This window comes from Acinetobacter sp. ESBL14 (assembly GCF_036668815.1).
In the GTDB taxonomy this organism is placed as follows: Bacteria; Pseudomonadota; Gammaproteobacteria; order Pseudomonadales; family Moraxellaceae; genus Acinetobacter; species Acinetobacter gyllenbergii.
The window spans coordinates 142,273-167,921 of the sequence record NZ_JAZEVS010000004.1; the positions used below are offsets into that span (position 1 = coordinate 142,273).

The 25,649-nt window shown below is 41.3% G+C and carries 22 protein-coding genes and 1 pseudogene; 6 read left to right on the plus strand and 17 right to left on the minus strand.

Features of this window, described 5'->3' with window-relative positions; genetic code table 11:
• Positions 1 to 42: 42 nt before the first annotated feature.
• The 6 genes and pseudogenes from V6E90_RS13935 to V6E90_RS13960 form a co-directional block, all read right to left on the minus strand.
• Entirely contained in the window at positions 43 to 564 is a 522-nt protein-coding gene (locus tag V6E90_RS13935; RefSeq protein WP_005322606.1) for a hypothetical protein, read from the minus strand.
• 136 nt (positions 565 to 700) lie between these two features.
• A pseudogene (locus V6E90_RS13940) lies at positions 701 to 1,471 on the minus strand (hypothetical protein).
• A gap of 34 nt (positions 1,472 to 1,505) precedes the next feature.
• Complete coding sequence (locus V6E90_RS13945) at positions 1,506 to 2,570, minus strand: DUF1176 domain-containing protein (protein ID WP_332605668.1); 1,065 nt, start codon at positions 2,568 to 2,570, stop codon at positions 1,506 to 1,508.
• 154 nt (positions 2,571 to 2,724) lie between these two features.
• Positions 2,725 to 3,102 (minus strand): hypothetical protein, encoded by a 378-nt coding sequence (locus V6E90_RS13950; RefSeq protein ID WP_332605670.1) that lies wholly within the window; start codon positions 3,100 to 3,102, stop codon positions 2,725 to 2,727.
• 256 nt (positions 3,103 to 3,358) lie between these two features.
• Positions 3,359 to 3,922: a DUF4189 domain-containing protein gene (locus V6E90_RS13955; protein WP_332605671.1), complete on the minus strand. Its 564-nt coding sequence runs from the start codon at positions 3,920 to 3,922 to the stop codon at positions 3,359 to 3,361.
• 122 nt (positions 3,923 to 4,044) lie between these two features.
• A complete protein-coding gene (locus V6E90_RS13960) occupies positions 4,045 to 4,533 on the minus strand; it encodes a hypothetical protein (RefSeq protein WP_332605672.1) in 489 nt (162 codons plus the stop codon).
• A gap of 284 nt (positions 4,534 to 4,817) precedes the next feature.
• Here V6E90_RS13960 and V6E90_RS13965 point away from each other — a divergent pair, with 284 nt between their 5' ends.
• Positions 4,818 to 5,567 carry a DUF4850 domain-containing protein gene (locus V6E90_RS13965; protein ID WP_332605673.1) on the plus strand — a complete coding sequence of 250 codons (750 nt, stop codon included), beginning with the start codon at positions 4,818 to 4,820 and terminating at the stop codon, positions 5,565 to 5,567.
• Positions 5,568 to 5,573: 6 nt separating this feature from the next.
• Here V6E90_RS13965 and V6E90_RS13970 read toward each other — a convergent pair whose 3' ends face one another.
• Entirely contained in the window at positions 5,574 to 6,473 is a 900-nt protein-coding gene (locus V6E90_RS13970) for a LysR family transcriptional regulator (RefSeq protein ID WP_332605674.1), read from the minus strand.
• 100 nt (positions 6,474 to 6,573) lie between these two features.
• Here V6E90_RS13970 and V6E90_RS13975 point away from each other — a divergent pair, with 100 nt between their 5' ends.
• Both V6E90_RS13975 and V6E90_RS13980 read left to right on the plus strand, forming a co-directional pair.
• A complete protein-coding gene (locus V6E90_RS13975; RefSeq protein WP_332605675.1) occupies positions 6,574 to 7,146 on the plus strand; it encodes a chromate transporter in 573 nt (190 codons plus the stop codon).
• Positions 7,143 to 7,658, plus strand: coding sequence for a chromate transporter (locus tag V6E90_RS13980; protein ID WP_016541434.1), 516 nt, complete (start codon positions 7,143 to 7,145; stop codon positions 7,656 to 7,658). The genes V6E90_RS13975 and V6E90_RS13980 overlap by 4 nt, the downstream gene beginning before the upstream one ends.
• A 49-nt stretch (positions 7,659 to 7,707) precedes the next feature.
• Here the strand turns inward: V6E90_RS13980 and V6E90_RS13985 are convergent, their stop codons facing one another.
• The 6 genes from V6E90_RS13985 to V6E90_RS14010 all read right to left on the minus strand — a co-directional run bounded on the left by V6E90_RS13985 (position 7,708) and on the right by V6E90_RS14010 (position 16,887).
• The gene (locus V6E90_RS13985) at positions 7,708 to 9,759 is read right to left on the minus strand and encodes a M13 family metallopeptidase (protein ID WP_332605676.1); all 2,052 of its coding nucleotides are present in this window, start codon (positions 9,757 to 9,759) and stop codon (positions 7,708 to 7,710) included.
• A 218-nt stretch (positions 9,760 to 9,977) separates the two neighbouring features.
• Positions 9,978 to 11,171 carry a peptide antibiotic transporter SbmA gene (sbmA, locus tag V6E90_RS13990; RefSeq protein ID WP_332605678.1) on the minus strand — a complete coding sequence of 398 codons (1,194 nt, stop codon included), beginning with the start codon at positions 11,169 to 11,171 and terminating at the stop codon, positions 9,978 to 9,980.
• A gap of 227 nt (positions 11,172 to 11,398) precedes the next feature.
• A complete protein-coding gene (locus tag V6E90_RS13995) occupies positions 11,399 to 12,379 on the minus strand; it encodes a patatin-like phospholipase family protein (RefSeq protein ID WP_016541437.1) in 981 nt (326 codons plus the stop codon).
• A 157-nt stretch (positions 12,380 to 12,536) separates the two neighbouring features.
• Positions 12,537 to 14,018 carry an alanine/glycine:cation symporter family protein gene (locus V6E90_RS14000; RefSeq protein ID WP_005206050.1) on the minus strand — a complete coding sequence of 494 codons (1,482 nt, stop codon included), beginning with the start codon at positions 14,016 to 14,018 and terminating at the stop codon, positions 12,537 to 12,539.
• 94 nt (positions 14,019 to 14,112) lie between these two features.
• Positions 14,113 to 15,348: a sodium/glutamate symporter gene (gene gltS / locus V6E90_RS14005; protein ID WP_004652335.1), complete on the minus strand. Its 1,236-nt coding sequence runs from the start codon at positions 15,346 to 15,348 to the stop codon at positions 14,113 to 14,115.
• A 189-nt stretch (positions 15,349 to 15,537) separates the two neighbouring features.
• Positions 15,538 to 16,887: a DcaP family trimeric outer membrane transporter gene (locus V6E90_RS14010; protein WP_332605679.1), complete on the minus strand. Its 1,350-nt coding sequence runs from the start codon at positions 16,885 to 16,887 to the stop codon at positions 15,538 to 15,540.
• A gap of 424 nt (positions 16,888 to 17,311) precedes the next feature.
• Between V6E90_RS14010 and V6E90_RS14015 the strand changes: the two genes are divergently transcribed.
• Positions 17,312 to 18,016, plus strand: coding sequence for a nitroreductase (locus V6E90_RS14015; RefSeq protein WP_332605680.1), 705 nt, complete (start codon positions 17,312 to 17,314; stop codon positions 18,014 to 18,016).
• Positions 18,017 to 18,038: 22 nt separating this feature from the next.
• Here the strand turns inward: V6E90_RS14015 and V6E90_RS14020 are convergent, their stop codons facing one another.
• The gene (locus tag V6E90_RS14020) at positions 18,039 to 19,253 is read right to left on the minus strand and encodes a multidrug effflux MFS transporter (RefSeq protein ID WP_332605681.1); all 1,215 of its coding nucleotides are present in this window, start codon (positions 19,251 to 19,253) and stop codon (positions 18,039 to 18,041) included.
• Between the two features lie 107 nt (positions 19,254 to 19,360).
• Here V6E90_RS14020 and yccS point away from each other — a divergent pair, with 107 nt between their 5' ends.
• Both yccS and V6E90_RS14030 read left to right on the plus strand, forming a co-directional pair.
• Entirely contained in the window at positions 19,361 to 21,535 is a 2,175-nt protein-coding gene (gene yccS / locus V6E90_RS14025) for a YccS family putative transporter (RefSeq protein WP_016541442.1), read from the plus strand.
• A gap of 105 nt (positions 21,536 to 21,640) precedes the next feature.
• The gene (locus V6E90_RS14030; RefSeq protein ID WP_016541443.1) at positions 21,641 to 22,222 is read left to right on the plus strand and encodes a YcxB family protein; all 582 of its coding nucleotides are present in this window, start codon (positions 21,641 to 21,643) and stop codon (positions 22,220 to 22,222) included.
• 111 nt (positions 22,223 to 22,333) lie between these two features.
• Here V6E90_RS14030 and V6E90_RS14035 read toward each other — a convergent pair whose 3' ends face one another.
• The 3 genes from V6E90_RS14035 to V6E90_RS14045 are packed head-to-tail and all read right to left on the minus strand — an operon-like array spanning position 22,334 to position 25,647.
• On the minus strand, positions 22,334 to 23,440 hold the full coding sequence (locus tag V6E90_RS14035; protein ID WP_332605683.1) for a type VI immunity family protein: 1,107 nt from the start codon (positions 23,438 to 23,440) through the stop codon (positions 22,334 to 22,336).
• A 4-nt stretch (positions 23,441 to 23,444) separates the two neighbouring features.
• Complete coding sequence (locus V6E90_RS14040) at positions 23,445 to 24,545, minus strand: type VI immunity family protein (protein WP_332605684.1); 1,101 nt, start codon at positions 24,543 to 24,545, stop codon at positions 23,445 to 23,447.
• A 4-nt stretch (positions 24,546 to 24,549) separates the two neighbouring features.
• Positions 24,550 to 25,647, minus strand: a complete 1,098-nt coding sequence (locus tag V6E90_RS14045) for a type VI immunity family protein (protein ID WP_332605685.1) — start codon at positions 25,645 to 25,647, stop codon at positions 24,550 to 24,552.
• Positions 25,648 to 25,649: the final 2 nt, after the last annotated feature.

Sequence of the window (25,649 nt, forward strand, 5' to 3'; positions counted from 1 at the left end):
GTCTTTGGCTAAAAAGCTATGAAATTATGTACAAAAAATAAATCACTGCCCTCTTAACACACCCAACTTATTCCAAATATCAGGCGTTAAAAAAGTCGTCACTAATTTATTTAAATCAATATAACGTAAGGTGCCTTGCAACTGCTGTCTGACTGCTGGATCTTTGACAATATCCTGCCCTGCACTCTGCCCTAACTGTTGGAAAGCCTGTCCAACGGCTTGAATGCCCTCAGCCTGAATCACAGCTTTGGTCTGTGTCGAACACTGCTCCACAATCACACGCTGTAACACCTGTGCCAATTTTTGATCCAACTGGGTTTTCTGCTCAGGCGTAACATTACTAAAAGACTTTAAATCTGGATGTGCCGCTAAAGCCGTGAAAGTCCATTGCAAAACCGTGGTTTTATCCGCTGCGGTTGTGGCTTTCACTAAACAATCACTCAGTTGATCCACAGTTGGCCCTGCCATCGCCACTTGGGTCGTACCCAACACAGCCGCAGCCATCAACACAGAACGACTCAAATGAGAAAATTTACGGCGGGCAGAAGTATAAACACGAGACATAAGCACAGTTCCAAATTGCAATCTTTCTCTTTGTACCATGCTCTGACAAGATCATCTGTTATGAGGCTGTAAATTGCGTAAGCCCACGCGCTCAAAGCTTTAGTAAAATGTAAAAACCATGAAGATGGTAAATCACTTAACCAGCACCCTCATAGTCCCACTCTGCTGGAATATTCGGCTGCTCAGGTGCTTTATTTAAATCAATATTCAGGTTGCGGCTGCCCTTAAATGATTTCTCTCTCGAATCTGATGCAGGTGACACATCCAGACTGTAGCGGTAACGGAATTGCCAAAGCATCGGCTTAATCGGACGAATATCTAGGCTCAAACTATCTTCATCATGGCACTTGCCTTTAGAGCTTTCATAATCCTGTTCAGAAAAACAGGCCCGAATCATACGGCTAAAATTAAAAGGATAGTTTTCAATAAAGCGATGCGTTTTACCTGAATCCTTTAACTCATAAAAGCTGGCCCGTTCAATTCCTGCCCCACCACCCGAATACATTTCTGAAAAGGTATCAATCAGCGCAACCGCATAACGGTTTTGATCCATTGGAAACAGTTTAGGGTAAATATATTGTTTTGATCGTGCCATTTCCTCGGCAGGCGCCAATGGAATCTGCCATTGCTTCAATAATTTAAAGCCAGAATTCGAATGACTAAACTGGGCAATATTGCCCTCAGACAATAACCATAAGGTTTTATCTGGCGTTTTCAAACTCTGTAATTGTGTACGCTGCTGACATAACTCTTTTACTTGTTCACAGAGTTGCGTCTGTTCCGTTGCACTCAGTTGCCCCTTTTAAAAGTCAAGAATCTGTAAGGGTGCAGCAAAAACAGATGCACTAAAATAGGCGGATGCACCCATTAAAATCATTCCACCTAAACCCATCTTATGCTTAAGCATGCTATCTCCTTAGGCTATTTTTATAGTTACAATATTATTTGACGATTGATTCAATCTGATCAAGCTCCCACACCCCACCCGCAGCAAGGCCTCGACACATCCCTGTCCAGCGATCTAACGTATGTACAAACTTCTGCCCATCCCAAACCCATTCATCACTCGACCAGCAATCACCAATACCACGCCCTTTCTGGGAACTGCTGAGAATCCCATTATAAAACTCAGAGGAATGTTCCGTCACAAAAGTGGCTTTATTCACAAGTGACTCATCCAATACCCATGCACCATACCCTTCGTTATATGCACCTCGCCAACATAGCGTAGCTGCCAAAACTTTTTTATTGCTTAGTTTATAGAGATCAATCGCTTGGGGCGCTGTTTGCTTACCGTCATACGCCCCTTCACAGAATCCTTCTTTTTTAGGCACTGGCTGATTCGCCATCAGATTCTGATACAGCGCGGCATAACGTTTGTCACTGGGCCGCAAGGTCAAATAAGGTTTACTCGAAGTTTTAATTTGTTTAACCGTGAATTTGGGTTGAGCTGCTAATACATTCGACTCATCCGCTTTACCTTTTTTAATCAAAGCACCCACTGTGCCCACGCGCTTTTGAAAATCATCCATTTTCAGCAATACGGCTGTCAGACCTGTGTCTGATATTTTCCAATTTAAATTGGCATTTTTAAAAATGATTTCGGTCTTTTTCTTGGATTGTTGTAATAAGGCATTAACTTGATTTGTAGAGAGTTGCCCCATCAATGGGAACTCTGTTCCATCAACAGACACCTGTCCAAAGTCTTTGCCATTTACATAAACATGAAGATTTTTAAGCTTTGCTGCTGGCATAGATGGTTGTTCAAAACGCGACAAGGCAAATTCGACTTTTACAGGCTGCCGTGCACCTGCCTGACGGGTCAATAACAACGAGGCAGGTTCATCGTCACTATATTCATTGTAATAACCCGCAGCTCGACAAGTACCTGTATTGCTACAGTAAATTTCCCAGTCCTCATGATAAAATGCAATGCCTTTGATCTCTTGGGCAAAAGCATTGGAACTCAGGGCAACAAGGTAGCAGGCTAAAAGGATCTTTTTCATAAGACTTATGCTCTAGGCCGTCTAAATTTAATACTATTATTTTAATCATTATGAATACTGACATGATTACTCATACTATATACGTTTTAACGCTACAGATTAAGCAACTTTACTAAAAAATAAATAAACACAAGCAACTGTTTTTAAATAAATTTTAATTATTTTTCTTTAAAAAGAATTCAAACAACAATGCAATAGGAGTTGTAATATAGAGCAACATTCTAAGCATCATATATCCAATCAAAAGGAGAACATCACTCACAATGAAATTAGCATCCTCTCTATTGAATTGAATAAATAATATAGAGACTAGAACGCTAGAGAAAATGATAGAAATAAATGCTCTAAGAGAATAATTTTTAATAAATTTAGAAAAAAAGAAAAAAATATTCGCAATAAAAATAACCGACAAAGTAAAAGCTAAAACATGGTCTACAATAATATGTCTATGAAAATAATCATAAGAATAAGCAAAACCGATGATCAGTTGTAAATTGAGTAATCCCCACCCTAGATAGCTTAGCTTCATCATGGTTTATTTCTCAATATTTTTATGGGATTAGAGATTTGATCAAGTTCCCTTTTCAACTTAGACGGTAAGAAAATATCAGGTGGTAAGTTCTTAAATACACCTATCCCTATGATTGCATTGGAAGTACATCTAGCGCAGCTCAAAACGCACTGCCCCCTCTTCATTTAAAATTTTGTCTTCAATCTTTAGAAAGATAATATAACCATGACCTTACATGAGGTTTTAACGAAAAATGTAAGCTTTAACTTAGTCTAAATTACTTTTCGAGTAGCCCCAAAAGCGTTTGAGCCTTATAAACTCCAATAAATTTACATTGTCCATCTCCCTCTGAATGGCATCTTTCCATGACTTTTTTCTGCGATTTCCCAGCTGAATTGGCTACATCATAAAAAAGATTCCTATTCACATCTATAGCAAGTGCCATCACCTTAGGAGCCCTAAAAGCACCAAAAGATTCACAACCTCCATTTCCGCCATTCTCACATGCTTTCATCGCAGCACCTTGCGCGGTTGCAGATGTTCTCCGCCAAGCAGATGACCACACCTGTTGCTTCGCATCTGTAACAACAGCTCCCCAATAACCTGATGGACCTCCTTCCGATAAACCATCATCATAATTACCATTACAAGGCCCTGCTTGTGCAGCCCCGTCACAAGCATAAATGCCTGGTGCAATTTCAGGCCCATTATTTGCAGATGCCTGCCCACTTATCAACAATAATGGTACTGGTGCGAATAATAATAAAAGTGGTACAAATATCTGTCCCATTAACTTTAAATAACTTACTTTTAAATTCTTATAAAAATTTAAATAACTCATTGACTCCTCCTCCCCACACTTTAAATAACCTCTACAAGCATAGTTACTCGCCCACTTTTGATTTAGCTAAAACAGGACGACCTCTAGCAGCCCTGTTTTATATGTTCAATTTTTTCTACTAATTACTGACTTGTATGGAATCTCTCTACATATCCTTTGCTGTCAAAATTAATCCACAATGAAACACCCTTATTATTGCTATCCCCTGTACCTGTAGCAGTATTTACCGCATCAGTTTTAGCAGATTGAACCATTGCACCCACTTCTCCCGATCCACCGTTTGGGATTGCCTGCATCAAGCGATTTTTAAGAATACTCATGCCTGTATTAACGGTTTGAGAGGAAGAAGAAGCAAAAGCGCTAAGCGGAGAATTTGATGCTCCAGAATTGAAATACCAAGATTCAGTTTTATCCGAAGCAATAGACTTACTTTTAGGTTCGCCATACATCGCAATCACTTCGGCTTTAGTAGTCTTACCTTTAATTAAATGAGATTGTAGATAAGTCGGTTGATATTTTTCAATGGATGTACCAGCTGGCATAGACGCACAGGCTGTCATTCCAAATACAACCGCTATTAAGATTGCTTTAAATGTTAAATTTGTATTCATAACCATTTCTTCTAATTAGCTTGGGTTATGAACTATTTTATTTTGTTTATTTATCATCACGTTAATTATCAAGTTTATTAACATAAATTATTAATCAACATTTAACAATATTAATTAAATGTGAACTATAAGTTGAAATGTATTCTATATCGAACATTTTTCACTCTAACTCACTACAGCTAAGCTTGAACTGCCTTGTTAATACTCTCTATAAATCACCTTGCCAAATGCACTCACCTCAAACAATATGTTAATTTGAACTCAACCCAAAATGCATATTAAAAATGAAAACATCACTCACTATTTCCGCTGTTTTATTCACATTATCAGCCACTTCAACTCATGCAGAGGTCAGCACCTTTAAGCCGATCTTTCCCAAATTTTCAAATACAGCGCAAGAGCGAAAAGCCGAAAATCAAATTTATGCCTTAGGTGAAGTGTCCTTTGCCAATGATGTCCGTGTTCCCTTTTATGGGGTCACTGCGCTGAATCCTGCCGATGAAGGCCTATTAAAAGACTTTAAAAGCTGTACCGCAAAAAGCTGCCATTTTGACTTTAAGCTGGATACACTTCAGGCCAAACAACTTAAATTAGTTGCGCTACCTGAAATTGGTGCCGTACTTGTGCCTAAAGATTGGCACGATGTGGAGGCACATGCGGGCGCAAATGGTACGGGTTCAGCCTTGCTGATGAATCCAAATCAAAAACAGGCCATAGAATTATACGATTCATCCTTCTGTGTCGGTTGTGGTATGCCCAATGCCACGCTTTACTTTCCCAATCTGTTAAAAGAGAGTATTCAAAATGAGTTTGGCGGCTATAAAGACCCAAAAAAATTGGTCACTGTGGTCCATCCATCTAAACACGTGGCTTTCTTTAGCTATCAGATTCCGAACTTCAACAATAAAACCCATGGTGTCGCGAAATACCACGATGAGGACACCTTCAATTTTAGAGAAATCATCGTAACACTGGATAAATCACAACAGCACTTGCTTGGGCCAATTTTAAACTTCTATCACTTTAGCCATTGAGCCGTTTCAAACCGCTTGACTGACTTTAAGTAGATTTAAAAAATGCTCTACCCGAACACTATTGCCTTTGGCACGACAAATCGCATAAATCGGGGCGATACACGGCTTTTTCGCTTCTAGTGCTTTATACACAATCTGCTTATTCCAGAAGTCTTGAATCGACGCGGGGACAATTGACAATCCAATCCCGGCCGCAATTAGATTCAGGCTTGAAGTTAAACGCGGGGCTTCTTGGACAATGTTGGGGTTAAACCCAGCCTGATAGCAATTTGCCAGAATATTATCAAACAGGTCTTGCCCCGCAATACGGCGATACAACACAAACTCATACGGCTCTAAATCGAGTAGGCGGATTGATCCCGCTTGCTCAGCCAAAGGATGATTACTCGGCAAAGCCACAATCAGGGGTTCATCCAGTACATGAATGCTTTGAACTGCGGCATGAATCGGTGCGGGTTTGCGTAGGAAAACGATATCCAGTTTTTCATTGATCACTGCATCAGTTAAAGCGGTACTGCTGTCTTCTTCCAAATGAATGGCGACCGCAGGAAACTGCTCCCTGAATTGACGTAATAAGGCAGGTAAAAAAGGATGCAAGCCAGCGGAGTTGGTAAAGCCAATATTGATCTGCCCCTCCAAGCCTTGGGCAATGTTTTTCACCCGTTTGGGAATTGACTGGGCATGCGCCAAAATGGTGATGGCTTCCTGATATAAAGCCTTACCCGCTTCGGTGACTTCCACACCGCGAGGCAAGCGTTTGAGCAACGCGGTATCCAGTTCTTCTTCCAGACTTTTAATCAATCGGGTCAACGGTGGCTGTTGCATATGCAGTCTAACAGCGGCTTTGGAAATATTACTTTCTTCTACCACTGCAACGAATGCATTGAGCTTATGAATATCAATCATACATACCCTAAAAGTATAGATAACGGCAAAAATAGCATTTGTGAATATACCATAAATCTTTCATGCTATAGCTCACAAGGTTGAACAGAAAGGTAATCCAATGAAAGCCCAAGCCCTATCAATAGCGAGTGAACCACTAGCGACTGCTCCTGATTGTAAGGCACTTTTTACGGGATTTATGAAATTGGGATTGATGGGTTTTGGTGGCGTGCTGCCACTGGCACATCGTATTATCGTTGAAGAACATAAATGGATTGATGCTGGCAAATTTACCGACTTACTTGGCGTGTGCCAACTATTACCGGGCGGTAACATCATCAATATGGCCGTTGCCATTGGTATGGAATTCCAAGGCGTGAAAGGTGCGATCAGCTCAGTCCTCGGTTTAATCTCTGCCCCGACTGCAATTGTACTGATCATCTATCAGGTCTATGAGCATTTCCAGTACCTCCCCGCAGTCAAACACATGATTCAAGGTTTGGCCGCTGCCGCCGCAGGCTTGCTATTTGCGACAGGATTTAAGATGCTCAAGCCAATTTTAAAAAGCTATCTGACCATTTTCACCATTGGCCTGACCTTTGTGTTTATGATCTGGATCAAGCTGCCCTTAGCCCTGACTTTAGCGATTTTACTGGGCATTAATATGCTGGTTCTAGGAGTAAAAAAATCATGATCTTAATTACCCTTGCTGTCGTGTTTACTCAACTTTCGCTACTCGCTTTTGGTGGAGGTAATGCCATCCTGCCTGAAATGCAGCACCAAGTGGTGACCGTGCATCAATGGATGAGTGCAGAACAGTTTAGTTCGCTGTTTGCCATGGCACAGGCTGCTCCCGGTCCGAATATGATGATTGTACCTTTGGTCGGTTGGCATGTCGCAGGTCCAGCAGGTTTATTAGTCACTTCGTTGGCGAAGTTTGGCCCCTCTTCCATCATTACCATTTATGCGCTGAAATTCTGGGAACGCTTTAAAGCCAATCCGTTACGCGCACGTTTTGAAAAAGCGCTGAAACCGATTACTGTGGGCTTAGTTCTGGTCAGTGCATGGTTGATTGCCGATGCATCTGCACAAAACCTGCTTTTGGTCGTCATCGTAATTGTGACCGCGATTCTCGGCATGTTTAAAAAGATTCATCCACTTTGGGTCATGGCCGCAGGCGCAGGACTTGGAATCGCCTTCCTTTAAAATGCCAATAAAAAACCTGCTTGATGCAGGTTTTCTATTGAATCCAAAATTACCAGATACTGACCCGTTTTTCAGGCGCTAAATACATTTTATCTCCCACTTTGATCTTGAAAGCATCATAGAACGGTGCCTGATTGACTAAAGCTCCGTTAGCTCGCACTTTATCAGGCGCATGCGGATCAGTTTTTAAATACACAATTGCTTGTGCTTGACGGGTTTTGGCACGCCAAACTTGCGCCCAGCCCATATAGAAACGCTGCTCACCACTACGCCCCTCGATCACAGGCGCAGGTTTGCCTGCTAACGAAATTTGATACGCTTTATAAGCAATCGATAGACCCGAGTTATCAGCAATATTTTCACCCAAGGTCAGTTCACCATTGACGTGATAGCCTGCAATCGGCTCATAGGCATTGTATTGCGCAACCAAAGCCTGTGTTTTGGCTTTAAATTTCTGATGATCTTGCTTGGTCCACCAGTTGCGCATATTGCCCAATTCATCAAACTGGCTGCCCTGATCATCAAAACCATGACTGATCTCATGCCCGATCACACTGCCGATCCCGCCATAGTTCACCGCATCATCCGCATCGATATTAAAGAATGGCGGTTGCAAGATTGCAGCAGGAAAGACAATTTCATTGGAGGATGGATTGTAATAGGCATTCACGGTTTGTGGTGTCATAAACCACTCATCACGATCCACAGGTTTGCCTAACTTATCCAAACTGTCTTGGTGCTCAAACTCTCTAGCGCGAATTACATTGCCAACCAAATCTCCATCTTTGATCGTTAGCGCAGAATAATCACGCCATTTGTTTGGATAACCGACTTTAATCGATAAACTGGCTAATTTCTTCTTGGCCTGTAGTTTGGTTGCAGGACTCATCCAGTCCAGTTGGCTAATGCTTTGATCATAAGCCTGTATTAGGTTCTGAACCAAGGCATCCATACGCTGCTTTTTATCCGCAGAAAAATGTTTCTCCACATAGATTTTTCCAAGCCCATCGCCCAGTACCGCATTTACGGTTTGTACACCACGCTTCCAACGCACTTCTTGTTCAGCAACATCACGCAAGGTTTTGCCGTAAAATTCAAAGCTCTCATCGACCAAAGCCTTGTTTAAGAAGGGTGAAAAATTACTGATCAAGTTCCATTTAAAATAAGCTTTCCACACATTTAAAGGGGTGTTATTGATCACTGGATCAAGCGCTTTGAAATAGCTTAATTGATGCACCTGAATGGTCTGGATTTTATCTGTGACGCCAACCGTATTGAGGTAACGATCCCAATCAAAGTTACGGCTTAACTTATTCAAATCTTTGAGTCGGTAAATATTGTAACGCTTAGATAAATCACGATTCTGCACATTGCTCCACTGGATCTTGGCTAAATCCGTTTCCAACTTGAGAATGTCTTTTGCGTGCTGTGCCGCTTGTTGATCACCTGACAGTTGTAGCATGCGTTCGATATGCTTGAGATATTTGGAACGTGTTTCCACAAACTTCTGATCATCTTTTAAATAATAATCACGGTCTGGCAAACCCAATCTGCGCTGTGCCAGCCCTGCAATCATCACATCGGAACGTTTCATATCTTGATCAATACTGATATCAAACGGCGTTCTAACCCCGATACGTGAGAAATGCCCCATTAATTGAGCAAGGTCTTGTTTGTTTTGAATCGCATCCACACCTGCCAATTCTTGCCTTAACGGTGTGATGCCCTGCGCTTCAATTGTTTTTTCATCCATAAAGCTGGCATATAGGCTGGAAACTTTTTGCTCTACTGTTCCTGTTGCCGATTTTTTTGTACTCAGCGCTTCAACAATAGTATGCAACTGATTGGTCGATAGCTCATGTAATTCGTTGAATGCACCCCAACGTGATTTATCTGCGGGAATCTCAGTGTCTTTTAACCATGTGCCATTCACATAGTTATAAAAGTCATCATTGGCAGACACGCTTTGGTCGATATACTGTTGGTCTATGCCTGAGATTTTTTGCGTTGGAGAAGATTGAATTACGGGGTCTGCGTATACATGTGCAGTAAAAGCCGTCAGTGCAAGCGCCAATGCACTTTTGAGCAATACAGGTTTCATGATTTATCCTATTTATTTAGGTTCTAAGTTATACAAAAGAAAAATGAGAGATCATTAATTTTATCAAGCGACTATAGTGAAGTACTTTGATCAAATAAAGTCATTTTCGTTGCAATATATATTCACTTTTCACATAAAAACCACAAACTCCCTAAAACCTTTGGCAATAAAAAAGCCTTAGCATCGAGCCAAGGCTTTCTTAATCTAAACTGTTCAAACTAATCTAATATTTTTTCAAAAGCTTTAAGACGTTTATGAATCGATAGTAACTCGATGATGGTTTTCCATGAACTAATCAGATATTGGAAAGAATCTCGAACATTACTAAAAACATTCGAGATCTGTTGAAATAAACCAAGGGTTAACAAACCTGCTGAAATAGATGGGAATAACACGACTAATTTATACAAAATATCAAGTTGCCCATACCAGTTTGCAGTCAAATTAAAATAAGAATAATGAAAGTATAGGCGAAAGTAGTTTTTTCTTACCCCATTAAATAACTCTTTTAACTTTGCAGGTTGAGCATATTCAATATGATCTTCACCATAAACCAACTCTTTACGGTAAGCAGCCTCGACTTTCTGATTATTAAATTGTAGACCTGGCAATTTTATCCCAACAACCATTAAAAGTATGGTACCAAAGACGGCCCATAACACAGCAGCCCATACTAATGAATATTTAACCTCGCCAAAAATAGGTAATGCAGGTACATGATTTGATAAGATAAAAAGTAATGGTAAGAATGCGATGAGTGTCATAATGGCTTTGATGAACTCGACACCAAGATCTTCAACAATCGTTGCAAAACGCATAGTATCTTCTTGCACACGTTGTGAAGCACCTTCGATATGTCTCAATTTTTCCCAATTCTCGACATAATATTCATTCATCGCCGTACGCCAACGGAAAACATAATGACTGGTAAAAAAGACATTGATCGTTCCCAAGGTCACATACACCATAGCAATCCATAAAAAAACCGTCAATTCATTATAAAGATCCATAATATTCCCACCTTTGGCAGAAAGCATACTTTGGACTAAATCCCAAAATGGTACATACCAAGCATTAATCGCAACATTTGCTTGTACGGCGAACCAGATATTAAACAAGATAAAAGCTGAGCCCCAGATCGACCAGCGCTGCCATTTATTGTCTGAGAAAATACGCCAAAAACCAGCAAATAATGCTGTTGCGATAAAAAACCAAAGATAAAACCAAAGAGAAGAAGGTGCCCAAAAACGACTAACACCAATTGGCAACTCTGCACTAGCGTAGCCCGCAGGAAAACCTAGATATTCACCCCAACTATGCCCACCGCTGTACCACAGCAGCATATTCAGAGCGACCCATACAATCACTGAAATAAAAAACAGGCGCGGGTTCGGAAAGAAAGACTTAAACATCTGTTTAACAATCCTTGTTATGTAGCGATTTATTTGAACAAGCCATCCTATGACCTGAAACTTAAAACTGTCTGATAAAAAATTTTAATGATTTGTAGTTATTTACCTGTTTTTTTCCTTTTTTAATAGCTTTTTGTAGATGATTTACAATTTGTTTTTGCACGAACATAAGTTTAGTAAATGGACTCAAACACTTAAGCCCATTACAACATCCATAAAATAAAGGCTTAGCGTGGTGCTGCAGTACTCATTTTTAAGGCAATATCCTGTTGCTCGCTTTGCGTTGGGAAGCTTTTGCTTTGAATTGCCCATTGGATTTCGGCGAGTTTTTCATTGGCAGCATCTACCCCTGCTTGCATGGTCATCTCTCGACCTTTGACATCAAAGATATGCGCTTTTTCACGCAGATCGGGCTGAATCACGATATCGGCCTCTTTCAGCTCTTCTTCCGCCAAACGCCCTTGCATAATATTGATATTTTGGTTAAACAAGCCCCAGACATTGCTGGTCTCGGTATGAATCGGTTGCGCCAAAATATCGACTGCTATCACCACATCTGCACCAAGCTCTCGTGCAACCTGAACAGGCACTGGACTAACTAAACCACCATCAACATACTCAACATCATGAATTTTGGTCGGTACAAACATACTTGGAATGGATGCTGAAGCCCGCACTGCCTGCCCGGTATTACCATAATTAAATACGGTTCGGGTGCCATCTTTTAATTCAGTTGCCACCACATACATTGGGATTTTCATTTTTTCTAATGGCAGGTTATGTACCTGCTCGTTGATATAGTCTTCTACTTTTTTTCCATCAAAAAAGCCTTTTAGACTGACATTAACTTCGCGCACATCGTTAGCTTTAAGCTTTAATGCAATATCGCGTAATTCAGCTGGACTTTTACCACTGGCATAGATTGAACCGACAATACTACCCGCACTGGTGCCCACGATAAAATCTGGACGGATGCCTTGCTGTTCTAATACTTCGATCACACCAATATGGGCATAACCACGCGCACCACCGCTACCCAACACTAATGCAATCACAGGGCGCTTTTGCTGCTGTTTTATGGCATTAAAGGGTTGGCTCACAGCTTGCGCTTGTGCATCCTCAATGACGGGTTTCAAATGTGATGTGCTTTGGCAACCCGCCAAAACCGCCATTGAAAGACCCAACATCCATAATTTAAGCTGCTTCATACGCCACGATTGCCATATTCACCTAATTTCAGGCCTAAATATTAGCCTTAGCCAATTTGAAATGCTGTATCATTTTTTTGTATTTTTCATAAAAACTTCATAAAAAAAGCTCCTCGAAAGGAGCTTTTTTTATGTTTTTAGGTTTGCTTTGATGACATTACCAAATATCAGAATCAACTTTTTTCTTTAATTCTGGATAGTTATCAATCTTAAACTCAGGCTCTTTAATGCCACGTTTCAACTGAGAGGTATAGTCTTTCAACAAAGTGCGTGCCATTGGTGTTAATAAGAGAATTGCGATCAAGTTAATGGTCGCCATGATTCCCATGAACAAGTCAGCCATTGACCAAACCAGTGGAACACTACCGATTGCACCAAAGTACACCATCACCAACACAAAGATTCGGAAGATGAACATCACTTTAGGATTGTTATTGATAAATTGCACATTACTTTCTGCATAGGCATAGTTACCAAGTACAGCGGAATAACAGAATAAGAATAACAACACTGCTAGGAAGTCAGCACCCCAGTGTCCGACTTGAGTCTCTAAGGCACGCTGTGTCAGCTCTACCCCGACAAAGCCCGCATCGTGATAAACACCCGATACCAAGATAATGATCGCAGTACTGGTACATACAATAAAGGTATCAACGAATACACCAAGCATTTGCACCAAGCCTTGGTTCACTGGATGTTTCACATCCGATGCTGCTGCAGCGTTTGGTGCAGAACCCATACCCGCTTCGTTAGAGAATAAGCCACGCTTGATCCCTTGCATCATTGCCATCGAAATCATGGCACCGAAGAAACCACCCGCTGCTGCATTAAACTGGAATGCTTCAGTGAAAATCAGTTTGAAGATACCAGGTAGCAGTTCATAGTTGCTGATGGCAATATACATCGCCACTGCAAGGTAGAGACCAGCTTTGAGTGGGACAAACATTTCTGCGAATTTGGCGATACGTTTGATACCACCAAAAATTGCCAAGGCAACCATAACAACCAGTGCAAGGCCTACCCATGAAATTTCGAGATCAACACCACCTAAGTGTGCTACCAGATTGGCTTTGTCCCAACCCCAAGCATGTGAAGATGCATTGGCAATCGCATTGATTTGAACTGAGTTGAATACGAAACCATAGGTAAAGATCAAGGCCAGCGCGAAGATCACACCAAAAGTTTTACTGCGTAAGCCTTGGGTAATATAGTAGGCTGGTCCACCCCGAAACTGCTTACTATTGCTATCTCGTACCTTAAAGAGCTGCGCAAGCGAAGACTCAATAAAAGCCGAGCTCATCCCCAATAATGCAGTAAACCACATCCAGAACACCGCACCCGGACCACCAATTGCAATGGCAATGGCTACACCCGCAATGTTACCGACCCCAACACGACTGGCTAAACCCGTTACAAATGCTTGGAATGGCGTCAATCCATGTGAATCTTTCTCTTCACCTTTAGTACGACTGCCCTTCATCACCTTGATACTGTGGAAGAACATTCTAATCTGTACAGCTTTGGTTGCAATAGTATAGAAAATACCAACCGCAAGCAGGAAAACAACGAGGAAGTCCCATAAAGGATCATTGAAAAAACTTACCCAAGCCATCAGGGTGTCATTTAATTTTTCATTCATCACTTATTCGCTTTTAACTATTTTATGTACATCCGTACATATACGATAACAATGGATGAATCAAAAAAGCCCCGCTTGGGGCTTTTGATCCGACTTAGGCAAAGAATTTCAAAATTAATTGAATTACTGTTGCGTTAATTAAATCAACGAAGAACGCACCACAAAGCGGAACAATCAAGAAGGCTTTATGGGATGGTCCATACATATTGGTAATCGCTTGCATGTTTGCAACCGCAGTTGGCGTTGCCCCCATACCAAAACCACAGTGACCTGCTGCCAATACCGCTGCATCATAGTTTTTACCCATAACGCGGAAGGTAATAAATGCAGCATATAATGCCATCGTAATGGTTTGCGCACCTAAAATAACGACAAGCGGGCCAGCCAAATCTGCCAACTGCCATAATTTCAGTGAAAGCAATGCCATTGCAAGATAAAGTGATAATGATGCATTACCAAACACATCAATTGCACGGTCAAAGATATCTACTTTTAATACGCTTTCTAAAACATTACGTAAGATCACTCCCCCGCCAAGCGCCCAAACGAATGTTGGTAACTCGAACCAAGTACCCTTACTGAAACCTGTCATGAATTCTGCAAACGCCAAACATGCGGCAAACATACCCAACGTGGTAATCGCATTATCAGCCGTAATTAAACGAACCTGATGTGGATTTTCAAATGGTGCAAGCTCGTCAGGATGTTGATCTAAATGCGTATCGCGATTTTTGATTTCAGCTGGGGTCTGTGCTTGAGCAAGGCTATAACGGTTAATCAACAACTTCGCCAATGGACCACCGATAATGCCACCGATAATCAGACCGAAAGTTGCACTCGCCATACCTAAAGCCAACGCACCTTGAATCCCATGCTGAGTCTCAAGAATTTCACCCCACGCACCTGCGGTACCATGACCACCAGTCAATGTGATTGAACCTGCAATCAAACCCACTAAAGGATCAATGCCCAGCATCGTCGCAAGGCTCATACCCACAGCGTTCTGTACCACAATAAAGGATGCGACACAGACCAAGAAGATCACTAAACCAATACCGCCTTCTTTCAGCTTCATGAAGTTCGCACTTAAGCCAATCGAAGCGAAGAAGATCAACATGAAACTGGTTTGTAATTCACTACTAAAAACAATACTGTAACCCCAAAGTGAGTGTACAAGTAGTGAAAGTACCGCTGCAACCAAACCACCAGCGACTGGCTCAGGAATGTTATAGCGTTTTAAGAAGTCAATTTTATTAACGAGCAAACGTCCTAATAACAAGACGATGACCGCCGAAATTAGGGTATAGAAACCATTAAAAGTAAATTCCATATCTTCTTCCGTTTATTTTATTCGTTCTAGCGATGGTTTTTTCACCACATTGAAACGCATAAAATAGTAACTCTCAAAATGAGTGAAAACTCAATCAACTTAATAAAAAGCATACAGTTCTAAGCAAGAACTGAGGTCTGTTCAGTTGATCAGTTTTCACGGATGATTTACACCTACAGGATAGATGGCTTAGAAGTTATAGCGAGCCATGGCCCCTACACGATTATCCTTACCTTTTTGTCCATCAAAGGTTTTACGTTCGCCGTAGACATACTCTAGACCAAACGTAATCGGTGTGACTGGTGAATACATGATATTCCACCAACCTTGTTGCAAGGTTTTGTTCTGTGCAGCATCTTTTGCAATCACCGCTTGTTTAGCAAAGTCATTGCTATCATCAGCAAACATGGCGCCATAAGCCAACGTGCTACGTAATTTAGGATTAATTTGATATGTCGCACCGAGCGTCAACGCATCAAACTCATTTAGGTTTAAACCCAAATTATTCGGGTTTACGTTGTAAGCATTGTTGGTATACAACAAGAATTTGCTGTCACCTTTGACATGCGAGTAATCAATCATCGCCTGTAAAGCATCGCTGAACTTATATTTCGCACCAAGCGCAACACCCCAGCCTAATTCTGAATCATCAGCACTGAGCTGTTTGTCATTGTTATAGGCAGCTTTACTGCGGGCTTCAGTAAGTAACACACGTGCAGAACTTGTACCCTGACCTTCAGCAAAATCATATTTTAATTTTGAAGTTAACGCAGGTGCACGGTTATCATCATTGCCTTTTTCTAAGGCAACGAAATAATGTGTATTCGGATTAAATGCACCGCTATAACGAACCATTGGTGTACGGTAAGTACCAATCCCCAGTGGTGAGTTGAAATCTAGCATTTCTGGCTGTAAATCTGTTGCCAAGAAAGTCGAAGTGGTTTGACCAAATAACCAATCATTAAAGGTTAAATAAGCATGACGGATACGAATAGTGTCATTGCTGCTACCACCACGGAAGTCAACTTCCAGTTTACCGCCGACTTCTGCGCCTTCCACAGGCGCTTTAAAATCCAGTCCCAAACGCGTAACCGTTGCCGTGCTATAGAAACGATCACTGTTCTTTTCAGCGCCTTCTAAATCCACTTTATTGATACGGTTAAAGATCCCGTCACCACCTTTGGCTTGATAAGAAGCATCGCCACGCAAGAAACCATGTAATTTAACTTCTGCGCCAGAAGCAGTGTTAAACACCAATTGTGATTTCTTTGGAACCGCAGGTGCAACCGCTGCATTTGCAGGGTGGTCTGGATGTGTTTCCTTAAAATTAGAATGTTCCTTTACTTGAGCAAGGTCATTTTGTTGTTTTGCTTGGGGAACATATTGCTGTAATAACGCTTTTAATTCCTTTACTTCATCACGAAGTTGCTGAATCTGTTCTTGCTCACTAGCAGCATGCGTGTTGTTCATCATTAAGGCTGCAACTGTAAGTGCTAAACCTTGCATGATAAACGGCTTACGGATGAGAGATAAACTCATGAGAAGCTCCTTGTATATGGTGTATATTTCAACATTTCCCACAGACGTAAAATTGGATAAATTCAATACATCTGTAAATAGAAAATTCCCCCTCACCCAATCAGTAAGGAAAGCCTAATCAATTTTTAAAAAGGGCGTATTATGCATAAATTTCGGATATTGTGTGTACTTTTTATTTAAGGAGTTTTACCCATTTTCATGACAATAAAAAAATAATTTTTCGATTTCATTATGTTACTAATAGTTTTCTTTTTCACACAAACTGCACAAAACTTTAAAAATGAGTAACAAGACACATTAATTCTTTCTTTTCAGTGATCACTTTTTATACTCAATTAAAATTTTCCGTGAAAATCATCACTAAAGTTTATTTATTGATTTATAGTCTGCGGATACGACAAAACCAACATGATCAGGAGTTTTTATGAACACGGAACACGTCCGCTATGTAGATCAAGCCATCACATCTCGCCATTCAGTCCGTGCATTTTTAGACACCCCGATTGAGACGCAAACCATTAAAGATATTTTAGCGGTTGCCAGTCGCGCACCTTCAGGAACCAATGTTCAGCCATGGAAAGTTTATGTTGTGACAGGGCAAAAACGCGCAGAGATGATAGACCGTGTCTGTGCCGCACAGATTGAACTATTACAAAAACCAGAACTGGCAGTGCAATATCAAGAAACCTTTGCCTATTATCCTGCAACGTGGATTTCACCGTTTATTGATCGTCGTCGTGCCAATGGTTGGGGACTGTATGGCTTATTAGGCATTCAAAAAGGTGAAAAAGAAAAAATGGCAGCGCAGCAATTGCGTAACTTCCAATTGTTTGATGCACCCGTGGCCCTATATTTTACCGTCAATAAAATCATGGGCATCGGTTCAAAAATGGATATTGCCATGATGATTCAGAATGTCATGGTGGCTGCTAAAGCACGTGGCTTAGACACATGCCCACAGGCGGCATGGAATCATTTCCATCCAATCGTGCTGGATATTTTGGGTGCACCAGAAGATGAAGAACTGGTCTGTGCGGTGGCCTTAGGCTATGCGGATCCTGAGCATATCGTCAATACTTTTATTACCCCGCGTGAACCCGTTGAGAACTTTACGGTGTTTTTAGACTAGACCTGTAAACAAAGCAGTTTCTCTAAGCTGAGAGACTGCTTTGCTGTTTTCCAACTTTTAAAATGGCAAAAAAACCAGCACTGGTAAATAAAAGCATCATGATTCCCATGTTGAGAGATGCCTTCCACACCAAGAAATTCAAAATAATCCCTGCCAGTAGACCGCAGGCAAACTGCATACTGCCCATGATGGCACTAGCTGTACCAGCACGTGCACCTTGCTGAGACATCGCCAAAGCCATGGCATTCGGCCCCGTCAAACCAATCCCAGAAACCACTAAGAATAAACCTGACATTAGCAGTAATAGCGGTGCATCCGCCATCAATCCAGCAGTCAGCACAATCAATGCCCCAAAACATTGGATTAAACCACCCAAACGTAGGCGTTGAAAAATTCCCATGCGGGTATTCAGATGCTTATTGAAGGATGACATCAACATGATCCCGGCGGCATTTAAGGCAAAGGCATAAGAAAAATGCTGTTGCGACAATCCATATTGCCCCATAAACACTTCTGAAGCCGAGCTGATGTAGCAGAATAAGGCTGCCCCAGTTAGACAACCTGCAAACATCGGCACACGGAAACTTTCATCTTTGAGAATTGCAGCATAAAGGGTCGTAACTTGATAAGCCGAGAGTTTTAAACGGCGTTCGACAGGTAGAGATTCTTTAAAGAAGAAATGCACACACAGCCAACACATTACCCCAATCATCGATAAAGTGATAAAAATTGCTTGCCAAGGGAAGAAATTCAGAATCCATGCCCCAAAGATGGGCGCAAGAATCGGAGCCAGCCCCATCACAATCATCATGCTGGAAAATGCTTGTGCCGAACCCTGCATATCCAGACGGTCACGAATGGTTGCCCGTGCCATCACCACACCAACACAACCACCCAAGGCCTGAAAAATACGTGCGGCGATCAAGGCCCACTCATTGGTCGCAAATACGCAGGCCAAACTGGCAATTGCATACAAGGCCAAACCAAAATATAAAGGCTTTTTACGTCCAATTCGGTCACTGACTGGGCCATAGATCAGCTGACCAATCGCCAGTCCCAAGAAATACGCAGGTAAGGTATTGGCCACCATTTGTGTACTGACCCCAAACTCATCTGCCATTTGCGGCAGTGCAGGTAAGTACATATCAATCGATAGCGGCCCTAATGCGGTTAACAAAGCAAGCAACAAAATCCATGCTGTTGAATATTGACGCTGATTGGTTTGCTCTGTCTGCATAATACGCTACTTTTCATCTATATCTGGATTCTAAGCTTAGCATCCTCCATGAATTTGTGCATAATAAGAATGATAAAATCGATTGTAGAATACAAGAAGGACACCCCTTGAATCCTTGGTTCGGACGTTTAAAACAAACAACCTATAACACCACGTTGATGTATAACGTGCGCATGCTCATTGCCTTTACTGGGACTGCTTTTGTTCCCTACCTTTTAAATTTTCAATTAGCTACTATTCCACTGACTTTAGGTGTGGTTGCAGCCGCGATCAGTGATATCGACGACCGCTTTTCTGTACGTATCCAGAACCTGATCTATACCTATATTGGTTTCTTTATTACTGCTGCTTCAGTTCAATTGTTATTCCCCTACCCAGTTGCCTTTGCCATTGGGCTCATTGCGTCATGTATCGGCTGGATCTTATTGGGTTCTCTCGGGCGACGTTATGCCACCATCGCTTATGGCTGCTTAGTAACGTCTGTCTACACCATGTTGGGCGTGCATTTATTTGATCAATGGTATATTCAGCCTGCACTTTTAGTCGCAGGTGCAGCTTGGTATGGCTTGCTCTCTACCATTAGCTTTCTGCTTTTCCCTGTCCGAAAAGTTCAGGATCAACTTTCAGCTTCCTATTCAGCCCTCGGTAGCTTTTTATTTGCTAAGTCAAATCTATTTGATGTGGACATGACGCCTTCAAGCTATCAACAAAGCATGATTGATATCGCCTTGGAAAATGGCAAATTGGTGGGGATCTTCAATGACCTCCGTATGTCGTTATTGACTCGTTTGAAGGGCGACCGAGGACAAAAAGATACTCGGCGCAGTCTGCAATATTATTTTGTGGCTCAAGATATTCATGAACGTGCGGACTCAGCCCATATCGATTATCAAAAGCTGGCAAAGGTCTTTCAGCACAGCGATATCTTATTTCGCTTTCAACGGATTTTATCTATTCAAGGTAAAGCCTGTCAGGACTTGGCACAATCCATTTTAAGCCGTACCCGTTATGTGCATAACAAGCGCTTTAAGCATAGTTTTGAAAATTTAAGGCTGTCCTTAGAAAAATTGCGTGAAGACGGACATTATGATCAGGTGCGGGTAAATGCCTTATTTGCGCTCTATCAAAACCTGAAGTCAATTGATGCGCAATTACAGAACCTAGAGACCGAACGGAATCTGCAAAAGATCGATGCAGAACATGCAGAAAGTCAGCTCAAAGATGATGATCTCAAAGGCTGGAATGACATCATGGTTCGGGTGAAACAGCATCTCACACCTGAATCGGTACTCTTCCGTCATGCCGTGCGTTTATCCATCGTCCTCTTTATTGGTTATCTGTTTATCCAGATGACCAATATTGCTTATGGTTACTGGATTTTATTAACGGCATTGTTTGTCTGCCAACCCAACTTCAACGCCACCAAGCGACGTTTATATCTACGTATCATCGGTACCCTGATCGGGATTATTGTGGGTTTAGCGATTATCTATTTTATTCCTTCAATCGAAGGTCAATTGGTCATGCTGATCCTGAGTGGTGTCCTATTTCTGGAACTGCGCAGTAAACAATATGCACAAGCCACTGCCTTTATTACCATTCTCGCCTTAATCAACTTTAACCTAGATGGCTCTGCATTCGCAGCGGGTTTACCCCGTTTTATTGATACCGTGATTGGCTGTGCTTTGGCATGGTTTGGGGTTAGCTTTATCTGGCCAGACTGGAAGTTCCGTAGATTGCCCCGCTCAATTCAACGCTCCTTACAGGCGCAATGTAAATATCTGGCCGAGGTGGTGGAACAATATCATCAGGGCCGTAACAATGCCTTGAACTACCGTGTGGTTCGACGCGCTGCGCACAATACCGATGCAGAAGTCGCTTCATTGATTTCAACCATTGCAACTGAACCAAATATTGATGTGAACCGAAAAAGTTTGGCTTTTGAATTTTTATGTCTCAGCCATACCTTTTTAAGTTATATCGCAGCCTTGGGGGCACATCGTGAACAAATTCAAGATCAGGAAGTGCTAAGCTTACTCGATCAAGCTTTGGATGATATTCAAGGCGCCTTGCTCAGAGATGAAGTCCCTGATTTATCAGCACAAAATCTAATGCAAACCATTCGTGAACGCTTGGGCCGCAATGATGACAACGACCCGAAATCGCTGATTATTTTGCAGCAACTTTCGCTCATGCTGAGTGTGTTAACACGCTTAAGTATGTTGAAACAAAGTCTGAGCCATGAACCGAATGAAGATGGTACCGAATTTGCTTCACTTTAAAGGCTGTTGTAAATGCAATCGCCACCGATGTTCGCCATTGGCATAATATCTTTGCATGCCAATAGATGTTAAACTAAACCCAGTTATATACTCATTTTTTATACTATGACCGCCAAAACGCTATACGCTTATACGCTACAACCTGTTCCTTACGAAGTTTCTGAAGCTGAACAACGTCAAGCTCAACTGATGATTTGGCGTAGTACCAACAAATTCAGCCGCAAAGCATGGATGATTATGATTGCACTGGTTGTGCTTTCATTGGTTGCTGCAGGACTTATTAAATATTATTCAACCTACTCAACCGTGATTTGTTGGGTAGTGATTGTGAGTGTGGTGCTGTTCTATTTGATCAAACGTTTTGGTCTGGAATGGTACGTTAAACGCAAGATGACTGAATTCCCTGTACAGGAAATTAAAGGTCTACGTTTAGGTGTACAACCTCACGGTATTGTGATGCGCCAAAAAATGGGCCTGCAAGAAGGTACTGCAACCATTGGTTGGAAAGACATTTACGAATGGTATAGCTCTCCTGACTTTATTTTGGTGAACTTCAAAGTAAAAGCAAAAGGTGAAGAACAACAAGGTGCCTATATTTTGCCAAAACGTATGGACTCAAAGAATTTCTCGTTCAATACCATACGTAGACATTTGAATGAAACAGTTGGCGCAGCCAAATCAATCTAAACCTTAAAGATTGATCCAAAAACCTCCCTTGATGGGAGGTTTTTTACTGGATGAATAAAAGAAAAATTTAAGGATAAGGTCGTTATTTTATTTATTTTTAAAATGCATCGGCTAGTTATTCCAGTCTATGCGCCGATCTAAGAATGCATGCCTCGAGTTTAGCTTTGGCTCAGATTGTAGCTTGCCAAAATACTCAAGCTTCTGATCATCTTTAATGTCAAAACGTTTCATCCATGCTTCGGCTCGATAACCTTTAAGCAGAGGTATTTCTTCTGTATCGTAGTTGCCTCTATGCAGCGTCTGTATCCTTTCGGCTCGTAATGGCTTCAGGATACGATTGAGTAAGACATAAGGTGCAGGCAGAGGGTCAACTTCGTCAGAACCACTTAAAGGGAGATTGCCTGCTTGAATCACGATGCCAGTCCCATAATCGTACCCAATAAACCAGCTCATTGGTAATTCACTATTTAAGGCTTCTTGTTCACGAATTTTATTAAACCATTCATTGTTAATTGCAGTAAGCCAACTGACTGTTTTTATGCCATTTAATAAATGACTAGCATCTAAGAATGGGTTACCAATATTCATTGCCCAGAACTTCCGAGAAAAATAAGCTTCTGTAGGTTCATTTTTTTCAGATCTAATTTTAGAGATGATACAGGCATAGCCTGCATAACCATGATTGGCTTTTAAGCGTTGCGCGCAGTTAATAAATAATTCAATAAATAGTTTGGCATTCTCTTCAACCCATTCGACTGGCATAGAAAAGGTTAAAACACTCTGGTATGTCCCATTTTCCACTTGCCATTTACTTTTTCCGCCAATATTAAATTCCCAAGCGCCTGTAGCAAATTTTTCTTTGCCGCTGGTATAAAGAAAGCTAAGTGCTTTCATTGGGCTATAATACTTAAAAATCTCACGTATGGGCTTTGTCTTTTTGAACTCAGTACTGTCTGAACCAGCCCCTTTAGGAGGTTCTGATAACCACAGCCAAGTCAAATGTTCTTTGGCGTAGGTTTGATAGTCATCAAAACATTGTGCAATCGCCTCACGCATTTCGGCACTATAGCCTTCTTTAAAATAAAGTACAGCGCGAATACCAGGAATGGCACCCACATAATCTTCAGGGCCTTGAGGAGTGAAAATCCCTCCACCAATTGCGCCTTTTTCCTGTTGATCTGCCCAAACTTTATAATCTTCTTGATTTTTAAAATGCAAAGACCTACCCCCAATCAACACGCTGATCTAAGAATGCATGTTTCGAGTTTAGCTTTGGCTCAGATTGTAGCTTGCTGAAATACTCAAGCTTCTGATCATCTTTAATGTCAAAACGTTTCATCCATGCTTCGGCGCGATAACCTTTGATTAGAGGGTTTTCCTCAGTATCTTGATTTCCCCAATGAATAGCTTGTATCCTTTCGACTCGTAATGGCTTCAGGATACGATTGAGTAAGACATAAGATGCAGGCAGAGGGTCAACTTCGTCAGAACCGCTTAAAGCGAGATTGCCTGCTTGAATCACGATACCAGCCCCATAATCGTACCCAATAAACCAGCTCATTGGTAACTCACTATTTAAGGCTTCTTCTTCACGAATTTTATTAAACCATTCGTTGTTAATTGCAGTGAGCCAGCTGACTGTTTTTATTCCGCTGATAAGATATTTTGCACTTAAGAACGGGTCTCCAACATCCATTGCCCAAAATTTTCGAGATAAGTAGGCTTCAGTCGGTTCATTCTTGTCATCACGGATTTGAGAAATAATACAGGCATAGCCTGCATAACCATGATTGGCTTTTAAGCGTTGGGAGCAGTTAATAAATAATTCAATAAAAAGTTTGGTATTTTCTTCAACCCATTCCACGGGCATGGAAAAGGTTAGAACACTCTGGTATGTCCCATTTTCCACTTGCCATTTACTTTTTCCACCAACAGTAAATTCCCAAGCGCCTGTAGCAAATTTTTCTTTGCCACTGGTATATAGCAAATTAAATGCTTTCATTTGGCTGTAGGATTCCAAAACTTTTGATAAAGGTTTTGTATCTTTATATGCTGAGGTTGTTTTTTCTCCTTTTGGTGGCTCATCTTGCCAAACCCAAGTGAGATGATCTTTCGCATAGACTTGATAGTCGTCAAAGCATTGTGCAATCGCTTCACGCATTTCGTCACTAAAGCCTTCTTTAAAATAAAGCACAGCACGAATACCAGGAATGGCCCCAACATAATCTTCAGGTCCTTGAGGAGTGAAAATCCCTCCACCAATTGCGCCTTTTTCCTGTTGGTCAGCCCAAACTTTATAGTCTTCTTGATTTTTAAAATGCAAAGACCTACCTCCAATCAACACGCCGATCTAAGAATGCATGTTTCGAGTTTAGCTTTGGCTCAGATTGTAGCTTGCCGAAATACTCAAGCTTCTGATCATCTTTAATGTCAAAACGTTTCATCCATGCTTCGGCGCGATAACCTGTAATTAATGGATTTTCTTCATTATTATGATTCCCTCGATGTAGGCTTCCAATTTTTTCAACACGTAACGGCTTTAAAACTCGATTTAAAAGTACATATACCGCTGGTAATGGATCTTCATCTACAAATCCATTTAAAGGTAAGTTACCTGCCTGAATAATTATGCCTGTTCCATAGTCGTAACCGATAAACCAACTCATCGGTAATTCACTGTTTAAGGCTTCTTCTTGAATCTTATTAAACCATTCATAATTAATTGCAGTGAGCCAACTGACAGTCTTTATTCCACTAATTAAATTATTAGATTCTTTTGTAGGACTTCCAACATCCATGGCCCACCACTTTCGAGAAAAATAAGCTTCGGTTGGTTCATTTTTATCCTCTCGAATTTGAGAAATAATACAGGCATAGCCTGCATAACCATGATTTACTTTTAGACGTTGTGCGCAGTTAATAAATAGATCAATAAATAGTTGAGTATTTTCTTCAACCCATTCCACGGGCATGGAAAAGGTTAGAACGCTCTGATGAATCCCCATTTCAGATCGCCACTTACTAACGCCGTTAACAGCAAACTCCCAAGCACCTGTTGCAAACTTTTCTTTGCCGCTGGTGTATAAAAAATAGAAAGCCTTCATAGGACTATAATTTTTTAAACTATCTCGTATAGGTTTTGCTTTATCGAAGGTTGTATTTTCGCTTTCACTTTTTGGTGGTTCATCTTGCCATTGCCAAGTCAAATGTTCTTTGGCGTAGGCTTGGTAGTCATCAAAACATTGTGCAATCGCTTCACGCATTTCAGCGCTATAGCCTTCTTTAAAATAAAGCACAGCACGAATGGCAGGGATTGCCCCAACATAATCTTCAGGTCCTTGTGGAGTGAAAATCCCTCCACCAATTGCGCCTTTTTCCTGTTGATCTGCCCAAACTTTATAATCTTCTTGATTTTTAAAATGCAAAG

Coding starts and splice junctions, on each gene's coding strand:
- V6E90_RS14000 (WP_005206050.1), bottom strand. CDS start 14,018: ATGAATGAAAAATTAAATGACACCCTGATGGCTTGGGTAAGTTTTTTC.
- V6E90_RS13970 (WP_332605674.1), bottom strand. CDS start 6,473: ATGATTGATATTCATAAGCTCAATGCATTCGTTGCAGTGGTAGAAGAA.
- V6E90_RS14020 (WP_332605681.1), bottom strand. CDS start 19,253: ATGCAGACAGAGCAAACCAATCAGCGTCAATATTCAACAGCATGGATT.
- V6E90_RS13960 (WP_332605672.1), bottom strand. CDS start 4,533: ATGAATACAAATTTAACATTTAAAGCAATCTTAATAGCGGTTGTATTT.
- V6E90_RS13965 (WP_332605673.1), top strand. CDS start 4,818: ATGAAAACATCACTCACTATTTCCGCTGTTTTATTCACATTATCAGCC.
- gltS (WP_004652335.1), bottom strand. CDS start 15,348: ATGGAATTTACTTTTAATGGTTTCTATACCCTAATTTCGGCGGTCATC.
- sbmA (WP_332605678.1), bottom strand. CDS start 11,171: ATGTTTAAGTCTTTCTTTCCGAACCCGCGCCTGTTTTTTATTTCAGTG.
- V6E90_RS13980 (WP_016541434.1), top strand. CDS start 7,143: ATGATCTTAATTACCCTTGCTGTCGTGTTTACTCAACTTTCGCTACTC.
- V6E90_RS14010 (WP_332605679.1), bottom strand. CDS start 16,887: ATGAGTTTATCTCTCATCCGTAAGCCGTTTATCATGCAAGGTTTAGCA.
- V6E90_RS13975 (WP_332605675.1), top strand. CDS start 6,574: ATGAAAGCCCAAGCCCTATCAATAGCGAGTGAACCACTAGCGACTGCT.
- V6E90_RS14015 (WP_332605680.1), top strand. CDS start 17,312: ATGAACACGGAACACGTCCGCTATGTAGATCAAGCCATCACATCTCGC.
- V6E90_RS14030 (WP_016541443.1), top strand. CDS start 21,641: ATGACCGCCAAAACGCTATACGCTTATACGCTACAACCTGTTCCTTAC.
- V6E90_RS13985 (WP_332605676.1), bottom strand. CDS start 9,759: ATGAAACCTGTATTGCTCAAAAGTGCATTGGCGCTTGCACTGACGGCT.
- V6E90_RS13995 (WP_016541437.1), bottom strand. CDS start 12,379: ATGAAGCAGCTTAAATTATGGATGTTGGGTCTTTCAATGGCGGTTTTG.
- V6E90_RS13935 (WP_005322606.1), bottom strand. CDS start 564: ATGTCTCGTGTTTATACTTCTGCCCGCCGTAAATTTTCTCATTTGAGT.
- V6E90_RS13955 (WP_332605671.1), bottom strand. CDS start 3,922: ATGAGTTATTTAAATTTTTATAAGAATTTAAAAGTAAGTTATTTAAAG.
- V6E90_RS13945 (WP_332605668.1), bottom strand. CDS start 2,570: ATGAAAAAGATCCTTTTAGCCTGCTACCTTGTTGCCCTGAGTTCCAAT.
- V6E90_RS13950 (WP_332605670.1), bottom strand. CDS start 3,102: ATGATGAAGCTAAGCTATCTAGGGTGGGGATTACTCAATTTACAACTG.